The organism is Ciceribacter sp. L1K22 (genome assembly GCF_017599385.1).
Lineage (GTDB): Bacteria > Pseudomonadota > Alphaproteobacteria > Rhizobiales > Rhizobiaceae > Allorhizobium.
This window is the reverse complement of record NZ_JAGFPK010000002.1, coordinates 371,279-392,182: the sequence shown is the minus strand read 5'-3', so window position 1 is coordinate 392,182 and position 20,904 is coordinate 371,279. Positions and strand designations below refer to the sequence as shown.

At 60.1% G+C, this 20,904-nt stretch carries 14 protein-coding genes; 1 reads left to right on the top strand and 13 read right to left on the bottom strand.

Translation table 11 applies throughout. From position 1 onward, the window contains the following. Window positions 1-3 precede the first annotated feature (3 nt). The 12 genes from glgC to J5J09_RS19770 form a co-directional block, all read right to left on the bottom strand. Window positions 4-1,263: a glucose-1-phosphate adenylyltransferase gene (gene glgC, locus J5J09_RS19825; protein WP_208553956.1), complete on the bottom strand. Its 1,260-nt coding sequence runs from the start codon at window positions 1,261-1,263 to the stop codon at window positions 4-6. Between the two features lie 20 nt (window positions 1,264-1,283). Next, the gene (glgB, locus tag J5J09_RS19820; RefSeq protein ID WP_208553955.1) at window positions 1,284-3,494 is read right to left on the bottom strand and encodes a 1,4-alpha-glucan branching protein GlgB; all 2,211 of its coding nucleotides are present in this window, start codon (window positions 3,492-3,494) and stop codon (window positions 1,284-1,286) included. Further along, the gene (locus J5J09_RS19815; protein ID WP_208554452.1) at window positions 3,494-5,953 is read right to left on the bottom strand and encodes a glycogen/starch/alpha-glucan phosphorylase; all 2,460 of its coding nucleotides are present in this window, start codon (window positions 5,951-5,953) and stop codon (window positions 3,494-3,496) included. The genes glgB and J5J09_RS19815 overlap by 1 nt, the downstream gene beginning before the upstream one ends. A 237-nt stretch (window positions 5,954-6,190) precedes the next feature. Further along, window positions 6,191-7,399 (bottom strand): TadE/TadG family type IV pilus assembly protein, encoded by a 1,209-nt coding sequence (locus tag J5J09_RS19810; RefSeq protein ID WP_208553954.1) that lies wholly within the window; start codon window positions 7,397-7,399, stop codon window positions 6,191-6,193. Between the two features lie 104 nt (window positions 7,400-7,503). After that, window positions 7,504-8,382, bottom strand: coding sequence for a transglutaminase family protein (locus J5J09_RS19805; RefSeq protein ID WP_208553953.1), 879 nt, complete (start codon window positions 8,380-8,382; stop codon window positions 7,504-7,506). Between the two features lie 6 nt (window positions 8,383-8,388). After that, complete coding sequence (locus J5J09_RS19800; protein WP_208553952.1) at window positions 8,389-10,809, bottom strand: circularly permuted type 2 ATP-grasp protein; 2,421 nt, start codon at window positions 10,807-10,809, stop codon at window positions 8,389-8,391. Then, on the bottom strand, window positions 10,810-14,133 hold the full coding sequence (locus J5J09_RS19795) for a transglutaminase family protein (protein ID WP_208553951.1): 3,324 nt from the start codon (window positions 14,131-14,133) through the stop codon (window positions 10,810-10,812). It lies immediately after the preceding gene. A 112-nt stretch (window positions 14,134-14,245) separates the two neighbouring features. Continuing rightward, entirely contained in the window at window positions 14,246-15,388 is a 1,143-nt protein-coding gene (locus J5J09_RS19790) for an ABC transporter permease (protein ID WP_208553950.1), read from the bottom strand. After that, window positions 15,385-16,323, bottom strand: coding sequence for an ABC transporter ATP-binding protein (locus tag J5J09_RS19785; protein WP_208553949.1), 939 nt, complete (start codon window positions 16,321-16,323; stop codon window positions 15,385-15,387). Before J5J09_RS19785 ends, J5J09_RS19790 begins: the two co-directional genes overlap by 4 nt. Beyond that, the gene (locus J5J09_RS19780) at window positions 16,320-17,294 is read right to left on the bottom strand and encodes an HlyD family efflux transporter periplasmic adaptor subunit (RefSeq protein WP_208553948.1); all 975 of its coding nucleotides are present in this window, start codon (window positions 17,292-17,294) and stop codon (window positions 16,320-16,322) included. Before J5J09_RS19780 ends, J5J09_RS19785 begins: the two co-directional genes overlap by 4 nt. Next, window positions 17,294-17,914: a TetR/AcrR family transcriptional regulator gene (locus J5J09_RS19775; RefSeq protein ID WP_208553947.1), complete on the bottom strand. Its 621-nt coding sequence runs from the start codon at window positions 17,912-17,914 to the stop codon at window positions 17,294-17,296. Before J5J09_RS19775 ends, J5J09_RS19780 begins: the two co-directional genes overlap by 1 nt. Window positions 17,915-18,051: 137 nt before the next feature. Then, window positions 18,052-19,479, bottom strand: coding sequence for a mannose-1-phosphate guanylyltransferase/mannose-6-phosphate isomerase (locus tag J5J09_RS19770; RefSeq protein ID WP_208553946.1), 1,428 nt, complete (start codon window positions 19,477-19,479; stop codon window positions 18,052-18,054). Window positions 19,480-19,772: 293 nt separating this feature from the next. Here J5J09_RS19770 and J5J09_RS19765 point away from each other — a divergent pair, with 293 nt between their 5' ends. Then, on the top strand, window positions 19,773-20,357 hold the full coding sequence (locus tag J5J09_RS19765; protein WP_208553945.1) for a hypothetical protein: 585 nt from the start codon (window positions 19,773-19,775) through the stop codon (window positions 20,355-20,357). Between the two features lie 44 nt (window positions 20,358-20,401). Here J5J09_RS19765 and J5J09_RS19760 read toward each other — a convergent pair whose 3' ends face one another. Further along, entirely contained in the window at window positions 20,402-20,860 is a 459-nt protein-coding gene (locus J5J09_RS19760; RefSeq protein ID WP_208553944.1) for a MarR family transcriptional regulator, read from the bottom strand. Between the last annotated feature and the right edge of the window lie 44 nt (window positions 20,861-20,904).

Here is a 20,904-nt window from a genome sequence, read left to right as displayed (position 1 = left end):
ACGTTACTCCAGCTTGTCGATCATCGCCTGGGTGATCAGGCATATGCCGTTCTCGCTTCGGCGGAAGCGCTTGGCGTCCATTTCCGGATCTTCGCCCACAACGAGACCCTCCGGGATCACCACGCCGTGGTCGATCACGACGTTCGTCAGTCGAGCATACCGGCCGATCTGCACCTTCGGGAGGATGACCGCACCTTCGAGACGGGAATAGGAATTCGCCCTCACGCCGGTAAAGAGCAGGCTTTTGTAGAGCGCCGAGCCGGAAATGATGCAATCACCGGAGACCAGCGACGAAATCGCCGAACCACGGCGGCCTTCGTCGTCATGGACGAACTTCGCCGGCGGGTTGATTTCCGCATAGGTCCAGATCGGCCAGGACTTGTCGTAGATGTCGAGTTCGGGAACGATGTCCGTCAGGTCGATGTTTGCCTGCCAGTATGCGTCGATCGTTCCGACGTCACGCCAATACGGCGTGCGTTCGAAATCCGAGCGCACGCACGACTGGGCAAAACGGTGTGCCACAGCCCTGCCGTTCTGGACGATATAAGGGATGATGTCCTTGCCGAAGTCGCGGCTGGAGTTCGGGTCCGCCGCGTCCCGCCTCAAGATGTCCATCAGGAAACGGGTGTGGAAGACATAGATACCCATCGAGGCGAGCGCGAAATCCTCGTTGCCGGGGATGCCCGGCGGGTCGGCGGGCTTTTCCACGAAGGCGATGATGTCGTCCTTCTCGTTGACATGCATCACGCCGAAGCCGGTGGCCTCCATGCGAGGCACTTCCATGCAGCCGATGGTCACGTCCGCACCGGAGTCGACATGCTGCTGGAGCATGAGCTCATAGTCCATCTTGTAGATATGGTCGCCCGCCAGGATGACCATGTATTCCGGACCGTACGGCTCGATGATGTCGATGTTCTGGTACACGGCATCTGCAGTGCCTTCATACCATTGTGTCTCCGATACGCGCTGGGAGGCGGGCAGCACGTCGAAGCTTTCGTTTCGCTCCGGGCGGAAGAAGTTCCAGCCGTGCTGCAGATGACGTATCAGCGAATGGGCCTTGTACTGGGTCGCGACGCCGATGCGGCGAATGCCGGAATTCAGTGCGTTGGATAGCGCGAAATCGATGATGCGGGCCTTGCCGCCGAAATAAACGGCCGGTTTTGCCCGGCGATCGGTCAGTTCCTTAAGCCGGCTCCCTCGTCCGCCAGCCAGAACATAGGCCATCGCGTCACGTGCCAGTGGCTGGATCCTCTTTTCCGACATGGTACCCTCCCGTACTAAAGCTATTCTTGTTCCAGCATGACAATCGCCAAAGGAGGCAGCGTCAAGTGCGCGCGTATGGCGCCGTCTCCGTCCCGCTTCGCGTCCACGCGTCCGCCATTGCCCTTGCCGCTGCCGCCATAAATTTCGGCATCCGTGTTCAGGATTTCACGCCATCTCCCCTCCGCCGGAAGCGGGATGCCGTGACGTTCGCGATAGGTCGGGGTGAGATTGCAGATCACGACGACGGGCTTTTCTCCGGGCGCCTTGCGCTGCCATGCAAAGATCGAATTGTCCTCATCATCCGCGACCAGCCATTCGAACCCTTCGCCCTCGCAATCGCGCGCGTGGAGCGCGGGTTTGGAGCGGTAGGTGAAGTTCAGGTCTCTGACCAGACGCCGCATTCCCTCGTGGAGGTGATATTGCAGGAGCGTCCAGTCCAGTGACTGGCTTTCGCTCCATTCGCTCCACTGCGCGAACTCCTGACCCATGAACAGCAGCTTCTTGCCGGGATAGCCCCACATGAAGGCATAGTAGGCCCGCAGATTGGCGAACTTCTGCCAGTCGTCGCCCGGCATCTTGGCGATCATCGATCCCTTGCCGTGGACCACCTCGTCATGGGAGATCGGCAAAACGAAGTTTTCGCTGAAGGCGTATATCAGGCCGAAGGTGATCTCCTGGTGGTGGTACTTGCGATGAATGGGATCGCGCTGGAAATAGCTCAGCGTGTCGTGCATGAAGCCCATGTTCCACTTGAAGCCGAAGCCCAAACCGCCTTCATGAACCGGTTGCGAGACCTTCGGCCACGACGTGGACTCCTCCGCGATCGTCATCACGCCGGGATGCGTTCCATAGACATGGCGGTTCATCTGCTGGAGGAAACGCACGGCCTCGAGATTTTCGCGTCCGCCATACTCGTTGGGAACCCATTCGCCTTCTTTTCGGGAATAGTCGAGGTACAGCATCGACGCCACCGCATCGACACGCAGGCCGTCGAGGTGGAATTTCTCGGTCCAGTAGAGGGCATTGTTGACCAGATAGGAGACAACTTCGGTGCGGCCGAAATTGTAGATCGCCGTGTTCCAGTCCGGATGAAAGCCCTGTCTCGGATCTTCATGCTCGTAGAGCGCCGTGCCGTCGAACCAGCGCAGGCCATGAGCATCGGTGGGGAAGTGGGCCGGTACCCAGTCAAGGATGACGCTTAGGCCGACCTTGTGGCAGCCATTGACGAAACGGGCAAATCCTTCGGGCTCACCAAAACGTGCCGTCGGGGCATAAAGCCCGGTGGTCTGATAGCCCCAGGATGGATCATAGGGGTGTTCGGTAACCGGGAGGAACTCGATATGGGTGAAGCCCATATCGACGCAATAGGGAATGAGGCGATCCGCCATCTCGTCCCACGACAGCATCGAACCGTCATTACGCCGTTGCCAGGAGCCAGCATGAACCTCGTAAATCGATATCGGTTGGTGTCTCTGGTCCACTGAAGACCAGTGCTGCCGGTGAGACTGATCTTCCCATTTGACCGACAGTTCGTCGGCGGTCACCGAAGCATTCTTGGGTCGCAGCTCGGCGCGGCGTGCGTAAGGGTCAGCCTTCAGCGGCAGCAGTTCGCCGTTCTTGCCTATGATCTCAAACTTGTAGGCGGCGCCGGCGTGAACGTCCGGCGCAAAGATTTCCCAAATGCCCGTATCGCGCCGCAAGCGCATGACATGCCGACGGCCATCCCAGTTGTTGAAGTCTCCGACGACCGATACCCGGCGGGCATTTGGAGCCCAAACGGCGAAGTGGAAACCGTCGACACCCTGATGACGCATCGGATGAGCGCCCAATTTATCGAACAGGCGCAGGTGGGAGCCTTCCCTGACGAAATAGTCGTCCATCGGTCCGAGAACGGGCCAAAAGCTGTAAGGGTCGGTGACCGTCCATTCTGCATCGACGCGCACCGCCCGGTAGCGAACCGGAAAGACGCCGTCGACATTGACCGGTCCCGCAAAGAAACCGGCGGGATGGCGACACGAGAGTTCGCCAACGACGGTTCCGTCAAGAAGAAGAGCCGTCACCTTCTCGGCGCCGGGGATAAAACAGCGGGCTTCGTATCCGCTTGACGTCTGATGGACTCCCAGCACCGCGAAGGGGTCGCCGTGCGTGCCGTTGATGATCGCTTCGATCTCCTCCGGCGAGGGCCGTGCTTGCTGGTCTGGCTGTACGGCTCTCTTCGGCGATTTGGCCATCAGGCGCCCCAGATTTCTGATGCGTACTGACGGATCGTACGATCGGATGAGAACCAGCTCATTCTTGCCGTGTTGCGGATGGTCTTCGAATACCAGCTGACCGGGTCGCTCCAAATCGCATCCACCTGCCGTTGGGCACGCGCGTATGCGTCGAAGTCCGCCGCCACCATGAACCAGTCGTGCTCGTAGATGCCCTCGATCAGTTCAGAGAAACGACTACGGTCGTCGGGAGAAAACACACCCGAACCGATTGCGGAGAGCGCCTGCGACAATTCCCGCGATTCCTCGATCACTGCGCGCGGATTGTGTCCGTCGGACCGAACCTTGGCGACTTCGTCCGCTGTCAATCCGAATATCACGATATTGTCCTCGCCCACATGATCACGCATTTCGACGTTCGCGCCGTCCAGCGTTCCGATCGTCAATGCTCCATTCAACGCAAGTTTCATGTTCCCGGTTCCCGACGCTTCCATGCCGGCGGTGGAAATCTGCTCGGAAAGGTCGGCGGCTGGCACCATCGTTTCGGCCAACGAAACGTTGTAGTTGGGAATGAAGACCACTTTCAGCAGGCCGCGGACGGACGGATCGTTGTTGATGACGCGGGCGACATCATTGGCGAGTTTGATGATCAGTTTGGCATTGTGATAGCTCGGCGCTGCCTTGCCTGCGAAAAGCTTCACCCGCGGCACCCAGTCACGCTCAGGATGCGAGCGCATCTCGTCATACAGCGCAACGGTCTCGATTATGTTGAGGAGTTGTCGCTTGTACTCGTGAATGCGCTTGATCTGGATGTCGAACAGGGCGGAGGGATCGAGGCGGATTCCCATCCGGCTCATGACGAGATTGGAAAGACGCTCCTTGTTCTCGCGCTTTATTGCCGCGAACTTCTCTTGGAAGGACCTGTCGTCCGCAAGCGCATCAAGCGACCGCAACTGTTCGGTGTCGTCGAGGAAGGCGTCCCCGATGGCATCGCGGATCAAGCCAGTAAGTTGCGGGTTACATTGCATCAGCCACCTACGCGGAGTGATGCCATTTGTCTTGTTGTTGATGCGATCCGGATAGAGCTTGTGAAGATCGGCAAAAACAGTCTCTTTCATAAGCTCGGTATGCAGAGCGGAGACGCCATTGATGGAATGCGAGCCGACGAAGGCGAGGTTCCCCATCCGCACGCGCCGACCGCCATTTTCGTCGATGAGCGAGATGTGCCTGATGGCAGCGTCCTGAAGCTGACGGTCCTTGCGGGCGTAGAGAAGTATCTTTGCGTTGATCGCGTAAGCCAACTGCATATGGCGTGGCAGCAGGCGCTCGAACAACGGAACCGGCCAGCTTTCCAGCGCCTCCGGCAACAGCGTGTGATTGGTGTAGGAGAAGGTCTTGCGGGTGATCTCCCACGCTTCGTCGAAGTCCACGCCGTGCACGTCGCACAGCAATCGCATCAGCTCGACCACGGAAACGGCCGGGTGGGTATCGTTTAGCTGGATGGCGACCTTGTCGGGCAACATCGCGAGGGTGTTGCCCTGCTGGATATGGCGTCTCAGAATGTCCTGAAGCGAGGCCGAACAGAAGAAATACTCCTGTCTCAGGCGCAGTTCCTGGCCTGCAGAGGTCGCATCCGCCGGGTACAGAACCCTCGTCAGGCTTTCGGCCTTGTTACTTTCTCGCAGAGCGCCGATATGGTCGCCGGCGTTGAAAGCATCGAGCAGGATCGGGTCGATCGGCTGGGCAGACCAAAGGCGCAGCGTATTGACGCGTTCGCCGCGCCAGCCGACGATCGGCGTGTCGTAGGCGGTCGCAATGACGCGCTCGCTCGGCTTCCAGAGATAGCGGGCATCCTCTGAGCCGTTGACCACGGTTTCAACCGTCCCGCCAAAGCCGACCTCGTATGACGATTCCCGTCTTTCGAACTCCCACGGATTGCCGTGGGCCAGCCACGTCTCCGGCAGTTCCACCTGCCATCCGTCGGCCATCTGCTGGCGGAAGAGGCCGTGGACGTAACGGATGCCATAGCCATAGGCCGGAATGTTGACGGTCGCCATGGATTCCATGAAGCAGGCCGCCAGCCGGCCGAGGCCGCCGTTACCGAGGGCGGCATCCGGCTCGAGGCCGGCAATGACGTCGATATCGACACCAAGCGTCACGAGTGCGGCGCGAATATCCTCGACCAGCCCCAGGTTCGACATCGCGTCGCGCATCAACCGGCCGATGAGGAATTCGAGCGACAGATAATAGACGCGCTTGGAATTCGACTTGTAGGTTCCTCGGGTGGATTCCATCCAGCGGTCGATGATGCGATCGCGCACCACCAGGATGGTCGCCGTGAGCCAATCGTGCGGCGTGGCGACCTTTGCATCCTTGCCGATGCCATATGTCAGACGCTCGATGATTTCGGCGGCGATTATCTCCGGATTGGTCTCTCGCGGTTTGGGAAGCGGCAGATCGGTCTTGTGTTCCGTCTTCATCGCCATCTCGACACCCCGCTTGTGTTTTCGCCCTGCATGAACGTGGCCGATTCAATTGACCGGGCGAACGTTCTCGAAGCAGTTTATGCACCGTTGCGGGACACATGCAACATGGGATTTGGCGAGCCGGGTAAATCCGGATCGGGGTCGTCGAAGCCGACAAATAACTGTTTTCAAACGCGAAGCGCCGCAGGTGCTGTCCACCTGCGGCTGCGAGATTCCAAACTTGGCGAGGGATCAGTTCGTAAGACGGGTACCTGCCTGGGAGGCTTCCTCACCGATGCGCCTGAACGAGGCAACCAGTTCTTCCGCGTCGTTGGCATCGAAGTAGTGGGAACTTGTGCTCGCGCAGTAGCTGAGCAGTGCCTGTCCTCGCGACGGAGCCATGAAGGCCACGCTGTATATTTCAATTCCGTCAGCCTTGGCCTTGTCGCACCAGGACTTTGTCGCGGTGTCATCACTGGTGTTGTTGTTGTCCCCGTCCGTCAGGAAGACAATGTACTTGCTGGGAACCTGACCGTTCTTGTTCTTATGCGCCGTGTTCTCGCTCGTTTTGATCAGCGATTGATAGGCTAGCTTGACCGCGCCCGTCGATGCGGTGCCGCCAGTGGCCGACAGCGCGTTTACATAGGACAGCGATTTGGCGGTACCCCAGGCGAGCTTCGTCTCGGTCTGGGTCGACGAATTGTACGATACGGTACCGGTCCGGACATATTGGGTGTCGGGATCCGCCTCATCGAGTTGTGCCGCCAAGTCCGCGACCGCGGCCTTCAGCGCATCGATCTTGATGATGTAATTGGTCACGGTTCGATAGCACGTGCTCCATCCGCAACCATACGCTTCCTGTTTTGTCGGTTGAGCCGGGTTAACGGTATTCGTATTTTCTCCCATCGAGCCTGAACGGTCCACGACCAGGAACATCGACAACGCATTCTTGCTCTCTGTCGCGCTCTGGGATGTGCTGGTTGCCGCCAGCGTCACCTGCTTGAAGCCCAGCAATGCGGTCAGGCCGTTCAGTCCCAGGGTGTAATTGGCGTTTACGGTCACGTCGAACGAGTTCGCGGACTTCGAGGTGGAGGTGGAAACGGCGTTGATCACCGCTTCCTGCTTCAGACGTTCAAGCTCCTCGTTGACGCCGTCCCCTTCCGGGCCTGAGGATGAGCCGACCAGGTTGGCCATCTGTGCGCCGAGGAACTCTCTTGCCAGTTCGACGGCTTCTTCCTCGCTGATGCCCTTGCTGGCCATGGCGGTGGCGGCTGCAAGCGATGCGGCATCGGCGGCGTTCTGCAGTTCCGACCGGACCTGAACCATGCGCGTCAGGTCTATCGCTATGCCGCCTGTGGCCAGAACCACCGGCAGCAGGAATGCGGTCATGATACCAAAGTTGCCGCTACGGTCGGCGACAAGCTTCTTAAACGGGTTTTTGCTGTTGCGAGCGTCGAGCATCATGTTCTTCCACGAACAGAAATCACTGACGCGCTTTTACAGTGCAAACCTCTCAGTCTGTTTAAGCGGTAGCGTAAAAATTTAAGAAAGATGCTTCGTCCGGCTCATGGAACGGGTACGACATCCACGGCCTGTACGGTCTTGTGGTGGCCATAACTCTTGACTACGCCGATGACCGGCGCGACATCGGCGTAGTCCCGACCGTAAGCGACAACGACGTGGTCCGTCCCCGCGACGATATTGTTCGTCGGGTCGAGTTCGATCCATCCCGTCGTCCTGCCGCACCATATCCTGACCCATGCGTGCATGGCATCGGCGCCTTCCAGGCGCTCCTTCCCTGGCGGTGGAAGCGTGCGGAGAAATCCACTGACGTAACCGGACGGAATGCCCAAAGCGCGAAGTGCGAGGATCATGATGTGGGAAAAGTCCTGACACACTCCGCGCTTCAGCGCAAAAGCCTCCTTGGCCGGTGTGTCGACTGTCGTAGCCTTTGCATCGTACCGAAAATCCCTGTGTATCCGGGCGCACAGCGCTTCAGCGATCTGCCTGACGGTCTGCCCTGAGGTCACGCTCTCCCTGGCGTAGTCTGTTATTTCGCCGACCTCCTCCAGTTTCGGGCTTGGGCCGACGAAATGATGTGGCGAGTCGGGATCGAGCGCCCAATGATCCGCAAGTTCGTCCGGAAGTCTTGCGAGAAGGGGAGAGAGGTCTGCTGTCGGCAAAGGAGCCTGAACGGAAACACGGGCCTGCATCCTGATGTCCAGGCGCTCGTGTGGAGCACGCAGTTGCATGTAGGTTGCCGGGTGCTGGAAGAAGTCGATGAATGTCGCCGATTCATCGGGTTTGGGATCGATATGGACACTGCCGGCTACGAGCCGCTGGCGATCGGAAAGGGTCAGTGGCAAAAGGCGCAGAACGTGATGCGAGCCGGAGGCCGCGACATCGTAAACATAACTCATCCGTAGCGAGATATCGTAGAGCATGGCGCCTTATCTCAGATAGGTTTGAGCGAGTATGTCCGACAGTTTTTCCATTTCCATTTCCAGCCTGCCATAGACCTCCGCCGTCATGTTCTCAGGGACCATGACGGCGAGGCCGGAGTGCAGGCGCATGGCTTCCCGGAAGAAGGGAGACATTTGGCCGTTCACGGTGGCATTCGGCAATTGCTCGACCTCGGTCCGGATTTCATTCAGCTGAAACAGGATCGATCGCGGATTGAGCGGATCAAGCGCCAGAAGGTCTGTCACCGTGAGATGCGCGGTGCTGACATTGTAGCGTCTTCTGTGGGTCATGACGTTGTCGCCGATTTCCAGCAGCATATCGAGCGCACCGTCGGGCACGTCGTCTCGGGTGAGATGCCCGAGCAGCCGGGTCATATGGAGGCCCCGCTCCAGATAACGGCCGATCGTCAGGAACCGCCATCCGGTAAACCGGTACATGTTTTCGTGCACCAGACCGGCGAAGCCCGCCAGTTTGCGCAATAGCACCGTCATCGCGTGGGCGGCATCGTCGCCGGGCTTGACGCGCTCGTGGAAGCGCCTTGCCGTCTTGGCGAGATCCTTCAGGGCAAGCCAGCCGTCCGGAGAAAAACGGTCGCGGATATTGCTGGCAGAATAGACCGCGCTGTCGATGTCGCGAAGAAGGCTTTGAGGGACGCCCTTTTCCTCGGAAAGATCGACATCGAGGGCTTCCAGATAACGTGTCACGTCCGCGAGCAGAGGCTGGGACGGGTCGGCGGCCTCGGCGAAGCGGCTGTGCCAGGCGCGAAGGATGCGCAGGGTCCCTTCCGCCCGCTCGATGTAGCGCCCGAGCCAGAACAGGTTGTCGGCCGCGCGACTGGGAAGACTTCCCGGCATGTTGCGGGTGAACGTATCGCTCTTTGGGAGGAGGGAGGCGTGCTCGACCGGCTTGTCCGAGACGATCCAAACGTCGGCTGCGCTTCCACCCTGCTGCATGGCGATTGCCGTTGCATCGACATCGTTGCCGATGCGGGCGAACCCTCCGGGCATGATCTGCCAGCCATCTTTCGTGCGGGCCGCGTAGACACGCAGGCTCATCGGCCGGGGCTTCAGGTTTCCATCGACCAGCGCCGGGGTCGTCGACAGTGTCACGACCTCCTGGCCAACCAGCTTGCTGCCATCCGTCTCCAGCCAGCGGGCAATGGAATCCTGTGCGGAGCTGCGCAAGGACGATCCGAGTACGGACCGGCCGTTGTCGTCGAAGAAGGGCATGCAGGAATAGGCCGGTCCGATCACCATGCGGTCGATATTGCGCGACACATGCTCGCGTTCCGACTTTTGGCCGCACCACCAGGTGGCGACCGAGGGCAGCATCAGATCCTCGCCAAGCAGATGCCGACAGATCGTCGGCATGAAGGCGAGCAGCGCCCGCGTCTCAAGGATACCGGATCCCAGCGCATTCACGAAGGTCACCTTCCCGGTCCGCATTGCCTGGGTGATGCCCGGTGTGCCGATATGGGAATTGTGGTTGAGTTCCAGCGGGTCGGCATAGGCGGCGTCGAGGCGTCTCCACAGGACGCTGATCGGCTTCAGTCCCGCCACGGTCCGTACCATCACCCGGCCATCGACGACGGCGAGATCCTCACCTTCGAGCAGCATTATCCCGAGGTAGCGGGCGATATAGGCGTGTTCGTAATAGGTCTCGTTGGCTGTACCCGGTGTCAGAACCGCAATGCGGTCATCGGCATTCTGCTTGTGACCCTGCAAGGCGTTTCGGAAGGCTCCGAAGAACGAGGCGAGCCGGTGAACGTGGGTGTCGGCGTAGATATCCGAGAAGGCGCGCGTCGTGGCGACCCGGTTTTCAAGCGCGAAGCCGGCGCCTGATGGCGCCTGGGTGCGATCGGCGAGTACCCACCAATTTCCATCCGGACCGCGACCGATCTCGAAGGAACAGAAGTGCAGGTAATGCCCTCCAGACGGCGTTATGCCGGCCAGAGGACGCAGATATTCCGGGTTGGACGCGATAAGAGCGGGTGGAAGAAAGCCTTCCTCCACAAGTCGGTTACCGTTGTAGATGTCCGCTACCACGGCTTCGAGAAGATTGGCGCGCTGAACGAGCCCCGCCGACAGCGCTTCCCATTCCTTTTCGGCGATCAGGACCGGAATGTGGGAAAAGGGCCAGGCCCGTTCGGTGTTCTGGCTGGAATCGTAGGCTCGGTAGAACACGCCGGCGTCGCGAAGATAGCGATCGGCGCGGGCGAAGCGCTCGTGCAGTTCCTGCTCCGACATCGCTTCCACGGCCGACACGAATTTCTGCCAGACCGGCCGAATGCGGCCCTCGGCGTCCACCATTTCGTCGGCAATGCCCGTCAACGGGCGGTAGTCCCGTGCCCGCACGCCATTGCCTTTCTGTCGTTGCGATCCGTGTTCCGCCGCAGCCTCTATCGCCATTTACAATCCTTGATGCCGCCGGAGATCCAGGGTGTGCGGAAATTCCGGCGAGACCGGTTCCGGCGACAGCACGTAATTTCCGGCGGTATGTCCCCAGGCTTCGAAGCGTGCAAGGCGTCTCGCCTGGGCCTCATTGCCATTCACAGGGAATGTCTCATAGTTGCGTCCGCCGGGATGGGCAACATGATAGACACAGCCGCCAATCGACCGTGCCGACCACGTATCATAGATGTCGAAAGTCAACGGCGAGTTGACAGGCAGCACCGGGTGAAGTCCCGATGCAGGCTGCCAGGCCTTGTAGCGAACGCCTCCCACGGCGACGCCATTCATGTCCGTCTGCATCAGCGGAACCATGCGGCCGTTGCAGGCGACCCGGTAGCGGTCCGGATTGGCGGTTTCCAGCCGCACCTGCAACCGCTCCACGGAGGAGTCGACAAATCGGACGGTGCCGCCGATCGCACCCTGTTCGCCCATGACATGCCATGGTTCAAGCGCCTGCCGCAGTTCCAGCTTAGAGCCCTCGTACTCGACCTCTCCGTAGAAGGGAAAACGAAACTCAAGCTGCGCCGTGAACCACTCGGGTCGCACATCGAACCCGTTATCCTTGAGATCGGCCAGCACCTCGAGAAAGTCCTGCCAGATATAGTGGGGCAGCATGAATCGGTCGTGGAGCGAGGTGCCCCAGCGGACGAAACGACCGCTGGTCGGGTTTTTCCAGAATCGCGCGATCAGGGCGCGGATCATCAGTTGCTGCGCGAGACTCATGCGGGCGTTCGGCGGCATCTCGAAACCGCGAAACTCGACCAAACCCAGTCGTCCGGTGGGGCCATCGGGAGAGAACAGCTTGTCGATGCATATCTCTGAGCGGTGGGTGTTCCCCGTCACGTCGACCAGCAGATTGCGGAAGAGACGATCCACCAGCCAGGGCAGGGGCGGCTGGCCCATCCCGGGTGTAGGCACCTGCGCAAGCGCGATCTCGAGTTCGTAGAGGCTGTCGTGGCGTGCCTCATCGATGCGCGGCGCCTGACTTGTCGGTCCGATGAAGAGGCCCGAGAACAGATAGGACAGGGACGGATGGCGCTGCCAGTGAAGCACAAGACTTTTCAACAGATCCGGCCGTCGCAGAAACGGGCTGTCGTTGGGATTGGCGCCGCCCACGACGACGTGATTGCCGCCGCCGGTGCCGGTGTGGCGACCGTCGATCATGAACTTGTCCGCTCCAAGACGGGACTGGCGCGCCTCTTCGTAGATCGCTTCGGTCGTCGCAACGCATTCCGACCAATTGGATGCAGGATGTATGTTAACTTCGATCACCCCGGGATCCGGCGCGACACGGATCACGTTCAGCCGTTCATCGTGCGGTGGAGCGTAGCCTTCGATGTGAACCGGGAGACCCAGGCCTTTAGCCGCGCGCTCCGTCGAGGCGATGAGATCGAGATAATCCTCGACCTTCTCCGTTGGCGGCATGAAGACGCAGAGGCGGCCGTCGCGGACCTCGACGGAGATGGCGGTTCGAACGTGGCCGTCGATCTCTTCCGGTGCGCGCTGCTGGGGTTGTCCCTTGTCCGAAAAGGCTTCGAAGTGGGCGGCCTGAAGCGCCTTTCCTTCGTCCGCCCTGGGGTCCGGAAGAGGGCCGCGAGGGACGGTCGGATCGACCGGATGGATGTAGGGAAAGGCCGAGGGCGGAACCCATGGCAGGGAGCCCAACGGGAGGCGATACCCCACCGGACTATCGCCCGGAACGAGGAAAATGCGCCCTCTGCGGGTTCGCCACTTCTCGCTCACCCATCGGTGCCCGCCTGCCTTTGCGTTCCAGGCCTGAACCGGGAGCACATAACCTGCAGGCTTCGTCAGGCCGCGCTCGAAAACGCGGGCGATGCGGTTCCGCTCTTCCGGATCCTCAAGCTTTGAATTGGACGGGTCGACGTTGTCCGGAAGGTTCCCTTCCTTCAGCAGCCATTCGCCAGGGTCCTCGAAGGCGGGTACGACCATCTCGGGCGCGATATCGAGTTCGCTAGCGATTGCGTCCAGCAATCGTCCGGCATCATCCTGGACGACGGAGTAGGACTTTCCTTCGACCGCGACCAGGTTTTCGTCCGACCAGATCGGCTTTCCGTCGCGTCGCCAGTAGAGCGAGAAGGTCCAGCGGGGCAGGCTTTCGCCGGGGTACCACTTTCCCTGGCCATAATGGAGGAAACCGCCCGGCGCGAACCTGTCGCGTAGTCGACGGATCAGTGTGTCCGCAAGGGCTCGCTTTGTCGGTCCAACCGCGCCGGTATTCCACTCATCCGACTGGAAGTCGTCGATGGAAACGAATGTCGGTTCGCCTCCCATGGTCAGGCGGACGTCCCGCGCCTGAAGTTCTGCGTCGACCTTGCGCCCGAGGTCGTTCAGTTGATCCCACGCCTCGTCGGAGAAGGGTTTGGTAATACGCGGATGTTCGGCGACGCGACGCACCTGCATGTCGAAGACGAAGTCGGTATTGGCCTCGCCGAAATAGCCTCCCGAAATGGGCGCGGCATTCCGATAATGGGGCGCTGCGGCCAAGGGGATATGGCTCTCGCCGGTGAGCAGGCCGGATGTCGGATCGAGGCCGATCCAGCCGGCGCCGGGGATGTAGACTTCCGCCCAAGCATGCAGGTCCGTGAAATCGACCTTCGTTCCGGACGGGCCGTCCAGCGCCTCCAGATCGGGTTTCAGCTGGATCAGATAGCCGGAGACGAAGCGGGCGGCCAAGCCCAGGCGCCTGAGGACCTGCACAAGAAGCCAGCTGGTATCGCGGCATGATCCGCGGCCGGACGTCAGGGTTTCGTCCGGAGACTGAACACCGGGCTCCATGCGGATGACGTACTGAATTTCGCTCTGGAGGCGGGCGTTGAGGCCAACGACCATGTCCACGGTGCCCTGGCCCGGGCTCTTGTCCAGCGTGTCCATGAAGGCCAGGATTGCCGGCGTGTCGGCCTCCGGTTTTTGGTAGATATGGAGGTCGTCGCGCAGGTCCTGCGGATAATCGAAGGGCCATTTCACCGCCTCTTCCTCGGTGAAGAAGTCGAAGGGGTTGTAGACCGACATGTCGGCGACCAGGTCGACCTCGATCTTCAGTTCAGTAACCGGATCCGGAAAAACGTAGCGGGCAAGATAATTGCCGTACGGATCCTGCTGCAGATTCACGAAGTGGTTTGGCGGGGAGACCTTTAAAGAGTGGCTGATGACCTTGGTCCGGGAATGGGCGGCTGGTTTCAACCTGATGATTTGCGGCCCGAGCCGGACGGGTTTGTCATATTTGTAATGCGTGAGATGATAGATGCTCGCCTTGATCGCCATATTGCCGTTCGCCCTCTGCGCCCGATCTTGAAGCCGCCGGGCTGGGAGTGATCTTGTGCAATGCAGCGACATAAAGCAAGGCGCACGACGCTCCTTGCAGTCCTCACCGACGTTAATCCAGCGTGCGGCGGAAACGGCGAACTGCAATCGTCATGGCGATCAGCGTCAGAAGCGCCAGTGCTCCGGCATCATAGGCAAGGACGTCGATGGAGGCGCCTTTGAGCATGATGGCGCGTACTATCCGGATGTAATGCGTCAGCGGCAGTGCCTCGCCAATCCATTGGCCCCATTGGGGCATGCCTGCGAACGGGAACATGAAACCGGACAGAAGAATATTCGGCAAAAAGAACATCATTGCCATCTGCACGGCCTGCAACTGGTTGGTGGCGATCGTGGAGAAGGTGTAGCCGATCGACAGGTTCGATATCACGAAAAGGCCGGTGACGCAGGCGAGCGTAAGCGGGTTGCCGAGAATGGGAACGGCGAAGACGAAATAGCCGGCGCCGATGATGATGAGTGCCTGGATGAGGCCGATGATCACATAAGGCGCGATCTTTCCCAGCATGATCTCGATCGGCTTGATTGGCATCGACAGGAGGTTTTCCATAGTGCCACGCTCGACTTCCCTCGTGACGGAGAGCGCCGTGAAGATCAGCAGTGTCATTGTCAGGATCGTGCCGAGCAGACCGGGGACGATGTTCAGTGTCGAGGAACCCGCCGGATTGTAGCGGCGGTGCTGGATGATCGTGAAAGGCGGCTTACTCGGTTCGGCGAGGGCGATGTGGCGATTGCCCTCAAGCGCGCTGGCGACAACGCCGGAAAGCGCGCCCAGCGCCGAACTCGACGCGACGGGATCGGTGGCATCGGCAGCGACCAGCAGCGCGGGATTGTCTCCCCGGCGAACCGAGCGTTCGAAGCCGTCCGGAATTTCGACCACGAAGAGCACCGCGCCGGAGGCAAGAAGTCGGTCCATGTCTTCGGCCCGGGTCAATACGCCGCGTATATCGAAGAAGTCTGTGTTTTCGAGTGCGGCGACGAGGGAGCGGCCTACGTCTGTGTTCTCCCGCATCAGAATTGCGGTCGGAAGATGATGCGGCGTGGTGTTGATGGCGAAGCCGAAGAGGAAGAGCTGCAGCACGGGGATCATGATCATCGTCGCAAGCGTGACGCGATCGCGGGTCATCTGAATGAACTCCTTGACCGTCATGGCCCAGAAACGGCGGACGAAACCGTTGTTTGAACGCTCGGAACTCATTGGAAGTTATCCTTGGAGCGGTTCATCAGTTCGATGAAGGTGTCCTCGAGCGTCGGCTTGCCGGGCTCCCAATGAAGACCATCCTGCCGGCGATAGGGTGCGATTGCGGCATTGAGCGCGCTTTCGTCGCGTCCGCAAACGTGGAGACTGGTTCCGAACGGTGCGACCATATCGATGCCGGCTTGTGCTTCAAGCTGTTGTTGAAGCCGATGAAGGTCGGGGCCGGAGACGCTCCAGGTATGAAGGCCCGTCGATGCGATTACCTCCTCGACGGTGCCGTGAACGAGGAGCTTGCCATAGGCCATGTAGGCGATCTCGTGGCAACGTTCCGCTTCGTCCATGTAATGCGTCGACACGAGAACCGAGAGCCCCTCGGCTGCGAGGGCATGAATTTCGCTCCAGAACTCACGCCGCGCCTTCGGGTCCACGCCGGCGGTGGGCTCGTCGAGAAGCAGCAGGTCGGGCCCTGGCAGGATACAGGCTCCAAGCGCAAGACGTTGTTTCCAACCGCCGGAGAGATTGCCGGCCAACTGGTTTTCGCGACCCGACAGGCCAAGACGCTGGATCGCATCGCGTGCCTTTTGCTTCGGAGCGTCGAGATTGTAGACGCGGGCGACGAACTCCAGATTTTCCCGGATTGACAGATCCTGGTAGAGCGAAAATTTCTGCGTCATGTAGCCGACCCGGCGCCGAATCTGGTCGGCTTCGGTGCGGATGTCGTGGCCGAGGCATGTGCCGCTGCCGCCGTCCGGCGTCAGCAGGCCGCATAGCATTCTGATGGTGGTTGTCTTGCCGGAGCCGTTCGGCCCGAGAAACCCGTGAATGCTTCCCTTGCGGACTGTGAGCGAGAGGTTGTCCACCACGGTGCGATCACCGAAGCGCTTGGTGAGGTTCGACACCTCGATAACCGGGCGCTCCTGTGTCTCCGGGGTCATCGCTGTTGATCCATCTGGCCGAGCGAGACATCGACCGGGATTCCGGCGCGCAACTGCCTCGGATCGTTCGGGGTTGCGTCGACCCGATAAACGAGTTTCGCGCGTTCCTCCATGCTATAGATTTCGGGCGGCGTGTATTCGGCCTGTTCCGATACGAAGCTTATGCGGGCATCCATCGGCTGACAGCCATCGCAGGTCACGTGGACCGTCTGTCCAGGCGCGATGCCGGCAATCTCGGTTTCGCTGACGAAAAATCGCACACGCATGTCTTCCGGCACCAGCAGCGAGACGACGGGGCGACCCGCCGGTACGACCTCGCCGACGTGATAATAGAGCGTCTGAACGATGCCAGCGGCGGGTGTATCGATGGAAAGCCGCTCCAGCGCAACTTGCGCTGCAGCGAGTTCGGCGGCTGCAGCATCCATCGCTCCCTTCGCCTGACGGACCGCCTCGTTCCTGGCCGACAGTCCTGCCAGCGTTATCTGTCCCCGGACGTTGTCGAGCGCTGCCTGGTTGGCTGCCTCGGCGGCGATCGCCGCGTCCAGACTGGCGCGTGTCGCGGTGCCGGTCGAGGCCAACGCCTTTACTCGGGTCAGTTCCTGCCGCGATAGCGACAATTGAGCCTCTGCCTGTCGTCGCGACGCCTTCAGGATTTCGATTTCCTCGGGGCGCTTCTGGGCCGAGAGAGCCAGTTCATATTGTGCCGCCAGCGTTTCCAGACTGGCACGCCTGGCGGCAACCAGCGCTTGGGCAGATTCATCATCGAGGCTGAAGAGTCGGGTGCCCGGTTCGACCGGCTCTCCCTCGGCGACCGCGACCTGCGTCAGCCTGCCGGCCCCTTCGGCGCCGATGAAACGCAGATCGGCTTCGATCCAGCCCTGATAGGCTTTGGGGCCTTTGCTCGGCAGAACCATCGGCATCAGGGCAAAAGCGGTGACAACGACGCCGGCCAGAATGACTGCACGTCTCATTATGCCTCTCCTGTGTCGGGAAGAAACAGCGTGTCGAGGAAGGTTTTGAACAGCGCCTCGGCGTCTAGTTTTTCATAAGGTTCGAAGAGCGAGCTCCAGATGACTGTCATCAGGATAGGCGCGAACACGATCTGGGGCATGGAGGCTACGCCAGGATTGCGCAGTTCTCCGCGACTGGCGGCCCGTTCAAGGACCCGGCGGAGGAATCCCAGGCCGACGCTCAGGACGTTTCGATGGTAGAATTCGGCAACGCTTGGAAAGAGCGGTCCCTCGGAAATCAGCAGCCGCAGCATGTGTCTTCTGTCCGTGCCAAGGATTTCCTTCCGAGCAAGATCATAAAGGCGCGCCACGATGATCTTGGACGGGGCGTCTTCACTGCCGGCCAGATCCGCCATGCTTGCGAGGATCGGAGAAGCCATTCCGGCAGTCAGCGAGGTGAAGAGTGCTTCCTTGTCTGGGAAGTGCAGGTAAACCGTGCCTTTTGCGATACCGGCGCGGGCGGCCACATCCTCGATACGTGTCGCAGCAAATCCCTTTTCGGAGAAAAGCGCGAAGGCGGCTGCGAGAATCTCAGCTTTTCGTTCGTCGGGATCCCGGCGTCTACGGGAGGTTTTGGACATCGCGTATTCCTGTGACTGACCGGACAGTCATTATCAGAAAAACGCCTCTCGCTCAAGAAGGCTCTTGCGCAAATAGGACAAAAAGGGCGGTGTCCCGGGTAGACGCCGCCCCGCAAGAAAAAACCGAACTCGCCCTATCAGGTGCGGCCAAACTCGTCGTCGATGCGGACGATGTCGTCCTCGCCCAGATAGGAGCCGGTCTGGATTTCGATCATCTCCAGCAAAATCTTGCCGGGATTTCCGAGTCTGTGAACGGCGCCCTGAGGAATGTAGGTTGACTGGTTTTCGTGGAGAACGGTGGTCTTGCCATCAATGGTGACCTCGGCCGTACCCTTGACGCAGATCCAGTGTTCGGCGCGGTGGTGATGCTTCTGGAGCGACAGTTTCTTCCCCGGCTGGACGAAAATCCGCTTCACCTGGAAACGATCGCCCTGCAGGAATGACGTGTAGCCACCCCAGGGCCGCAACGATGTCGGATGGGTTTCGGTCAGGTATTCGGTTTTCTTCTCCGATGCCAGCTTCTTGACGAGATTGCCGACCTCCTGGCTCTCGTCGAGCCGACCGACATAGACGGCGTCTTCGCTGGCGATAACAGCGATACCTTCCATGCCTTGCACCGCCAGATGTGTGTTACGCGACATGACCAGGGAGTCGCGGCTGTTGACCACCGTCGCGTTGCCGACCACCACATTGCCGCTTCCGTCCTGATCGCCCAGTTTCCAGATGGCGTCCCAGCTGCCGAGATCGGACCAGGTGATCGCAGCGGGGACAACCGCCGCATTCCGGGTCTTTTCCATAACCGCATAGTCGACAGAGATGCTGGGGCTCTGTGCAAATGCATCGGGATCGAGGCGGATGAAATCGAGGTCCTCCTTGGCCAGCTCGACTGACTGTCGGGCGGATTCCAGCACGTTCGGTGCATGCGCCTGCAATTCGTCGATGATGTTGCCGGCGGTGAACAGGAACATCCCGGAGTTCCAATAGAACTTGCCGGCCTCCAGCATCTTTTCAGCCTTGTCGAGCGGCGGTTTCTCAACGAAACGCGCCACCTTGTAAGCACCTGACGGCAATGCCTCCCCGCGCTCGATGTAGCCGTAGCCGGTTGCCGGCTCCGTCGGGCTTATGCCGAACGTCACCAGATTGCCTGCTTCCGCTGCTTCAAGAGCGGTCGCCACGCATTCCTTGTAGGTGTCGTCGACCTTAATCTCATGGTCGGAGGGCAGTATCTGGATCAGGGCGTCATCGCCGAATTTCTGGGCGACGACCAGTCCCGCCACCGCTACAGCGGCGGCTGTGTTGCGCGCCACCGGCTCGAGAACGATCGCCGAAAGGTCGTAACCGGCCTCGCGTGCCTGCTCCGCGACGAGAAAGCGAAATTCGTCGTTCGTAATCACGACGGCGGGTTCGTAGCGTGACGGGTCCGCGACGCGGGCAAGAGTCTTCTGGAACAAGGTTTCCTCACCCAGAAAACGAATGAACTGCTTGGCTGCGGCAACGCGCGAGAGCGGCCACAACCGTGTTCCCTTGCCGCCGGCCATGATCACGGGAACGATCTTTCTGGTCATTGGGCTAGTACCTTTCCTGTTTTTGATTGCTGGTGCGGCACCAGCGTTTCGTACCGCTTCCGGAGATCCATCGTCCTTGGGAGGGGCTGGAGTGGACGTCTCCTTGTGAGGCGGCGAGGTGACAATCGACAAACATCAAATGCCGGCGAGAGTTCCGTGGAAGAGAGGGGCGGGACGAAAATAGATTCTGTCGGCAAAGGCGAGATCCCGTGGTCTTCGTGAAAGCGAAAGCATTGGTCAGTTAACATCCCGAACAGAAAGCGATAGAGAAACCGCCGGGATCGTAGCCACGGATGTTGTCAAAGAAAAGTATTGCTCTGCGCTTTTTGGCGTCGGCGCTTTCTGCGTCGCCGGTTTGGGCTGCTCCCTTGCTTCCGTATTCAGGCGACGACGCAACAATATGGACGGACAAACCTGTTCGGATCGACCGAGCGACCCAGGATTACGAACGTATACCCGGTCCAGCCGACCACTATCTCTCCGGGTTTCGGGTTAAGCCGCGCACGAGCTTTTTCGACGGCATGTCCTTCACGATGGATGGTAGCGTCTATCTCATCCGGGATGTCATTGCTCCCGATCCCAAACGGCTTTGCAAGGCCGACGACGGACGGCGCTTCGTGTGTGGAGCCCAGGCAAGGGCTCTGCTGAGAAGCACGATATTCGGGCGCTATCTCGAATGTGACACCGAGGTTCTCAGCAAATACGTGACACTGGTGAGTTGTCGGGTCGGCACGAACAGTGTCGCTGAACAACTGGTCGGCTCGGGGTTTGCGCGTGCCATATCCAGCGCCGAACTAAAAACGCTGCAGCAAAAGGCAATTCTTCAACGGGCGGGCATCTGGGCCGATCCCTTGTGCCGCGCCGCCCTCAACTGCTGATCGAGGTGCACCTCAATACCGAGAACTACGGGGTAGGGACGAGCTCAGCTCATCTTCAGAGGTGCACGGCTACGGTCGTTCACAGCATCCGCAGCCTTGCGCAACAGCGCGACAAACCGCTCTTTCTCGTCGGCATCGAGGCCTTCAAGCAGCGTCTCCTGCATCTGACGGACGAGCGGTCTTATCTCTTCCAGGGTCTTCAAGCCCTTGTCGGTCATGTAGAGTTCGCGTGCCCGCCTGTCTGTGCTGCTGATCTCGCGGCGGACGAGATCCTTCTGAACCAGGCGATCCACGACCCCGCCGATTGTTACACGGTCGTAGGCTATGTGGCTCGCCAGCGTCGCCTGATCGAGGCCGGGTCGCGTCTGGATCGCGGCGAGTGCCGCATATTGCACAGGCGTCAGGTCAAAGCCGCGCTTCCCCGTCTCATCCATGAACAGCGACACCGCGGCTTGATGCAGTCGTCGCACCAAGTGTCCCGGCATCTCATAGATCTCAAGCATCTGCGCCTAGCCTCCCCACTGCTCCCCAGCAGCCATTTCTACCC

Coding starts and splice junctions, on each gene's coding strand:
- J5J09_RS19770 (WP_208553946.1), bottom strand. CDS start 19,479: ATGACCAGAAAGATCGTTCCCGTGATCATGGCCGGCGGCAAGGGAACA.
- J5J09_RS19815 (WP_208554452.1), bottom strand. CDS start 5,953: ATGAAGACGGAACACAAGACCGATCTGCCGCTTCCCAAACCGCGAGAG.
- J5J09_RS19780 (WP_208553948.1), bottom strand. CDS start 17,294: ATGAGACGTGCAGTCATTCTGGCCGGCGTCGTTGTCACCGCTTTTGCC.
- J5J09_RS19775 (WP_208553947.1), bottom strand. CDS start 17,914: ATGTCCAAAACCTCCCGTAGACGCCGGGATCCCGACGAACGAAAAGCT.
- glgC (WP_208553956.1), bottom strand. CDS start 1,263: ATGTCGGAAAAGAGGATCCAGCCACTGGCACGTGACGCGATGGCCTAT.
- J5J09_RS19795 (WP_208553951.1), bottom strand. CDS start 14,133: ATGGCGATCAAGGCGAGCATCTATCATCTCACGCATTACAAATATGAC.
- J5J09_RS19760 (WP_208553944.1), bottom strand. CDS start 20,860: ATGCTTGAGATCTATGAGATGCCGGGACACTTGGTGCGACGACTGCAT.
- J5J09_RS19800 (WP_208553952.1), bottom strand. CDS start 10,809: ATGGCGATAGAGGCTGCGGCGGAACACGGATCGCAACGACAGAAAGGC.
- J5J09_RS19790 (WP_208553950.1), bottom strand. CDS start 15,388: ATGAGTTCCGAGCGTTCAAACAACGGTTTCGTCCGCCGTTTCTGGGCC.
- J5J09_RS19810 (WP_208553954.1), bottom strand. CDS start 7,399: ATGCTCGACGCTCGCAACAGCAAAAACCCGTTTAAGAAGCTTGTCGCC.
- J5J09_RS19765 (WP_208553945.1), top strand. CDS start 19,773: ATGTTGTCAAAGAAAAGTATTGCTCTGCGCTTTTTGGCGTCGGCGCTT.
- J5J09_RS19785 (WP_208553949.1), bottom strand. CDS start 16,323: ATGACCCCGGAGACACAGGAGCGCCCGGTTATCGAGGTGTCGAACCTC.
- J5J09_RS19805 (WP_208553953.1), bottom strand. CDS start 8,382: ATGCTCTACGATATCTCGCTACGGATGAGTTATGTTTACGATGTCGCG.
- glgB (WP_208553955.1), bottom strand. CDS start 3,494: ATGGCCAAATCGCCGAAGAGAGCCGTACAGCCAGACCAGCAAGCACGG.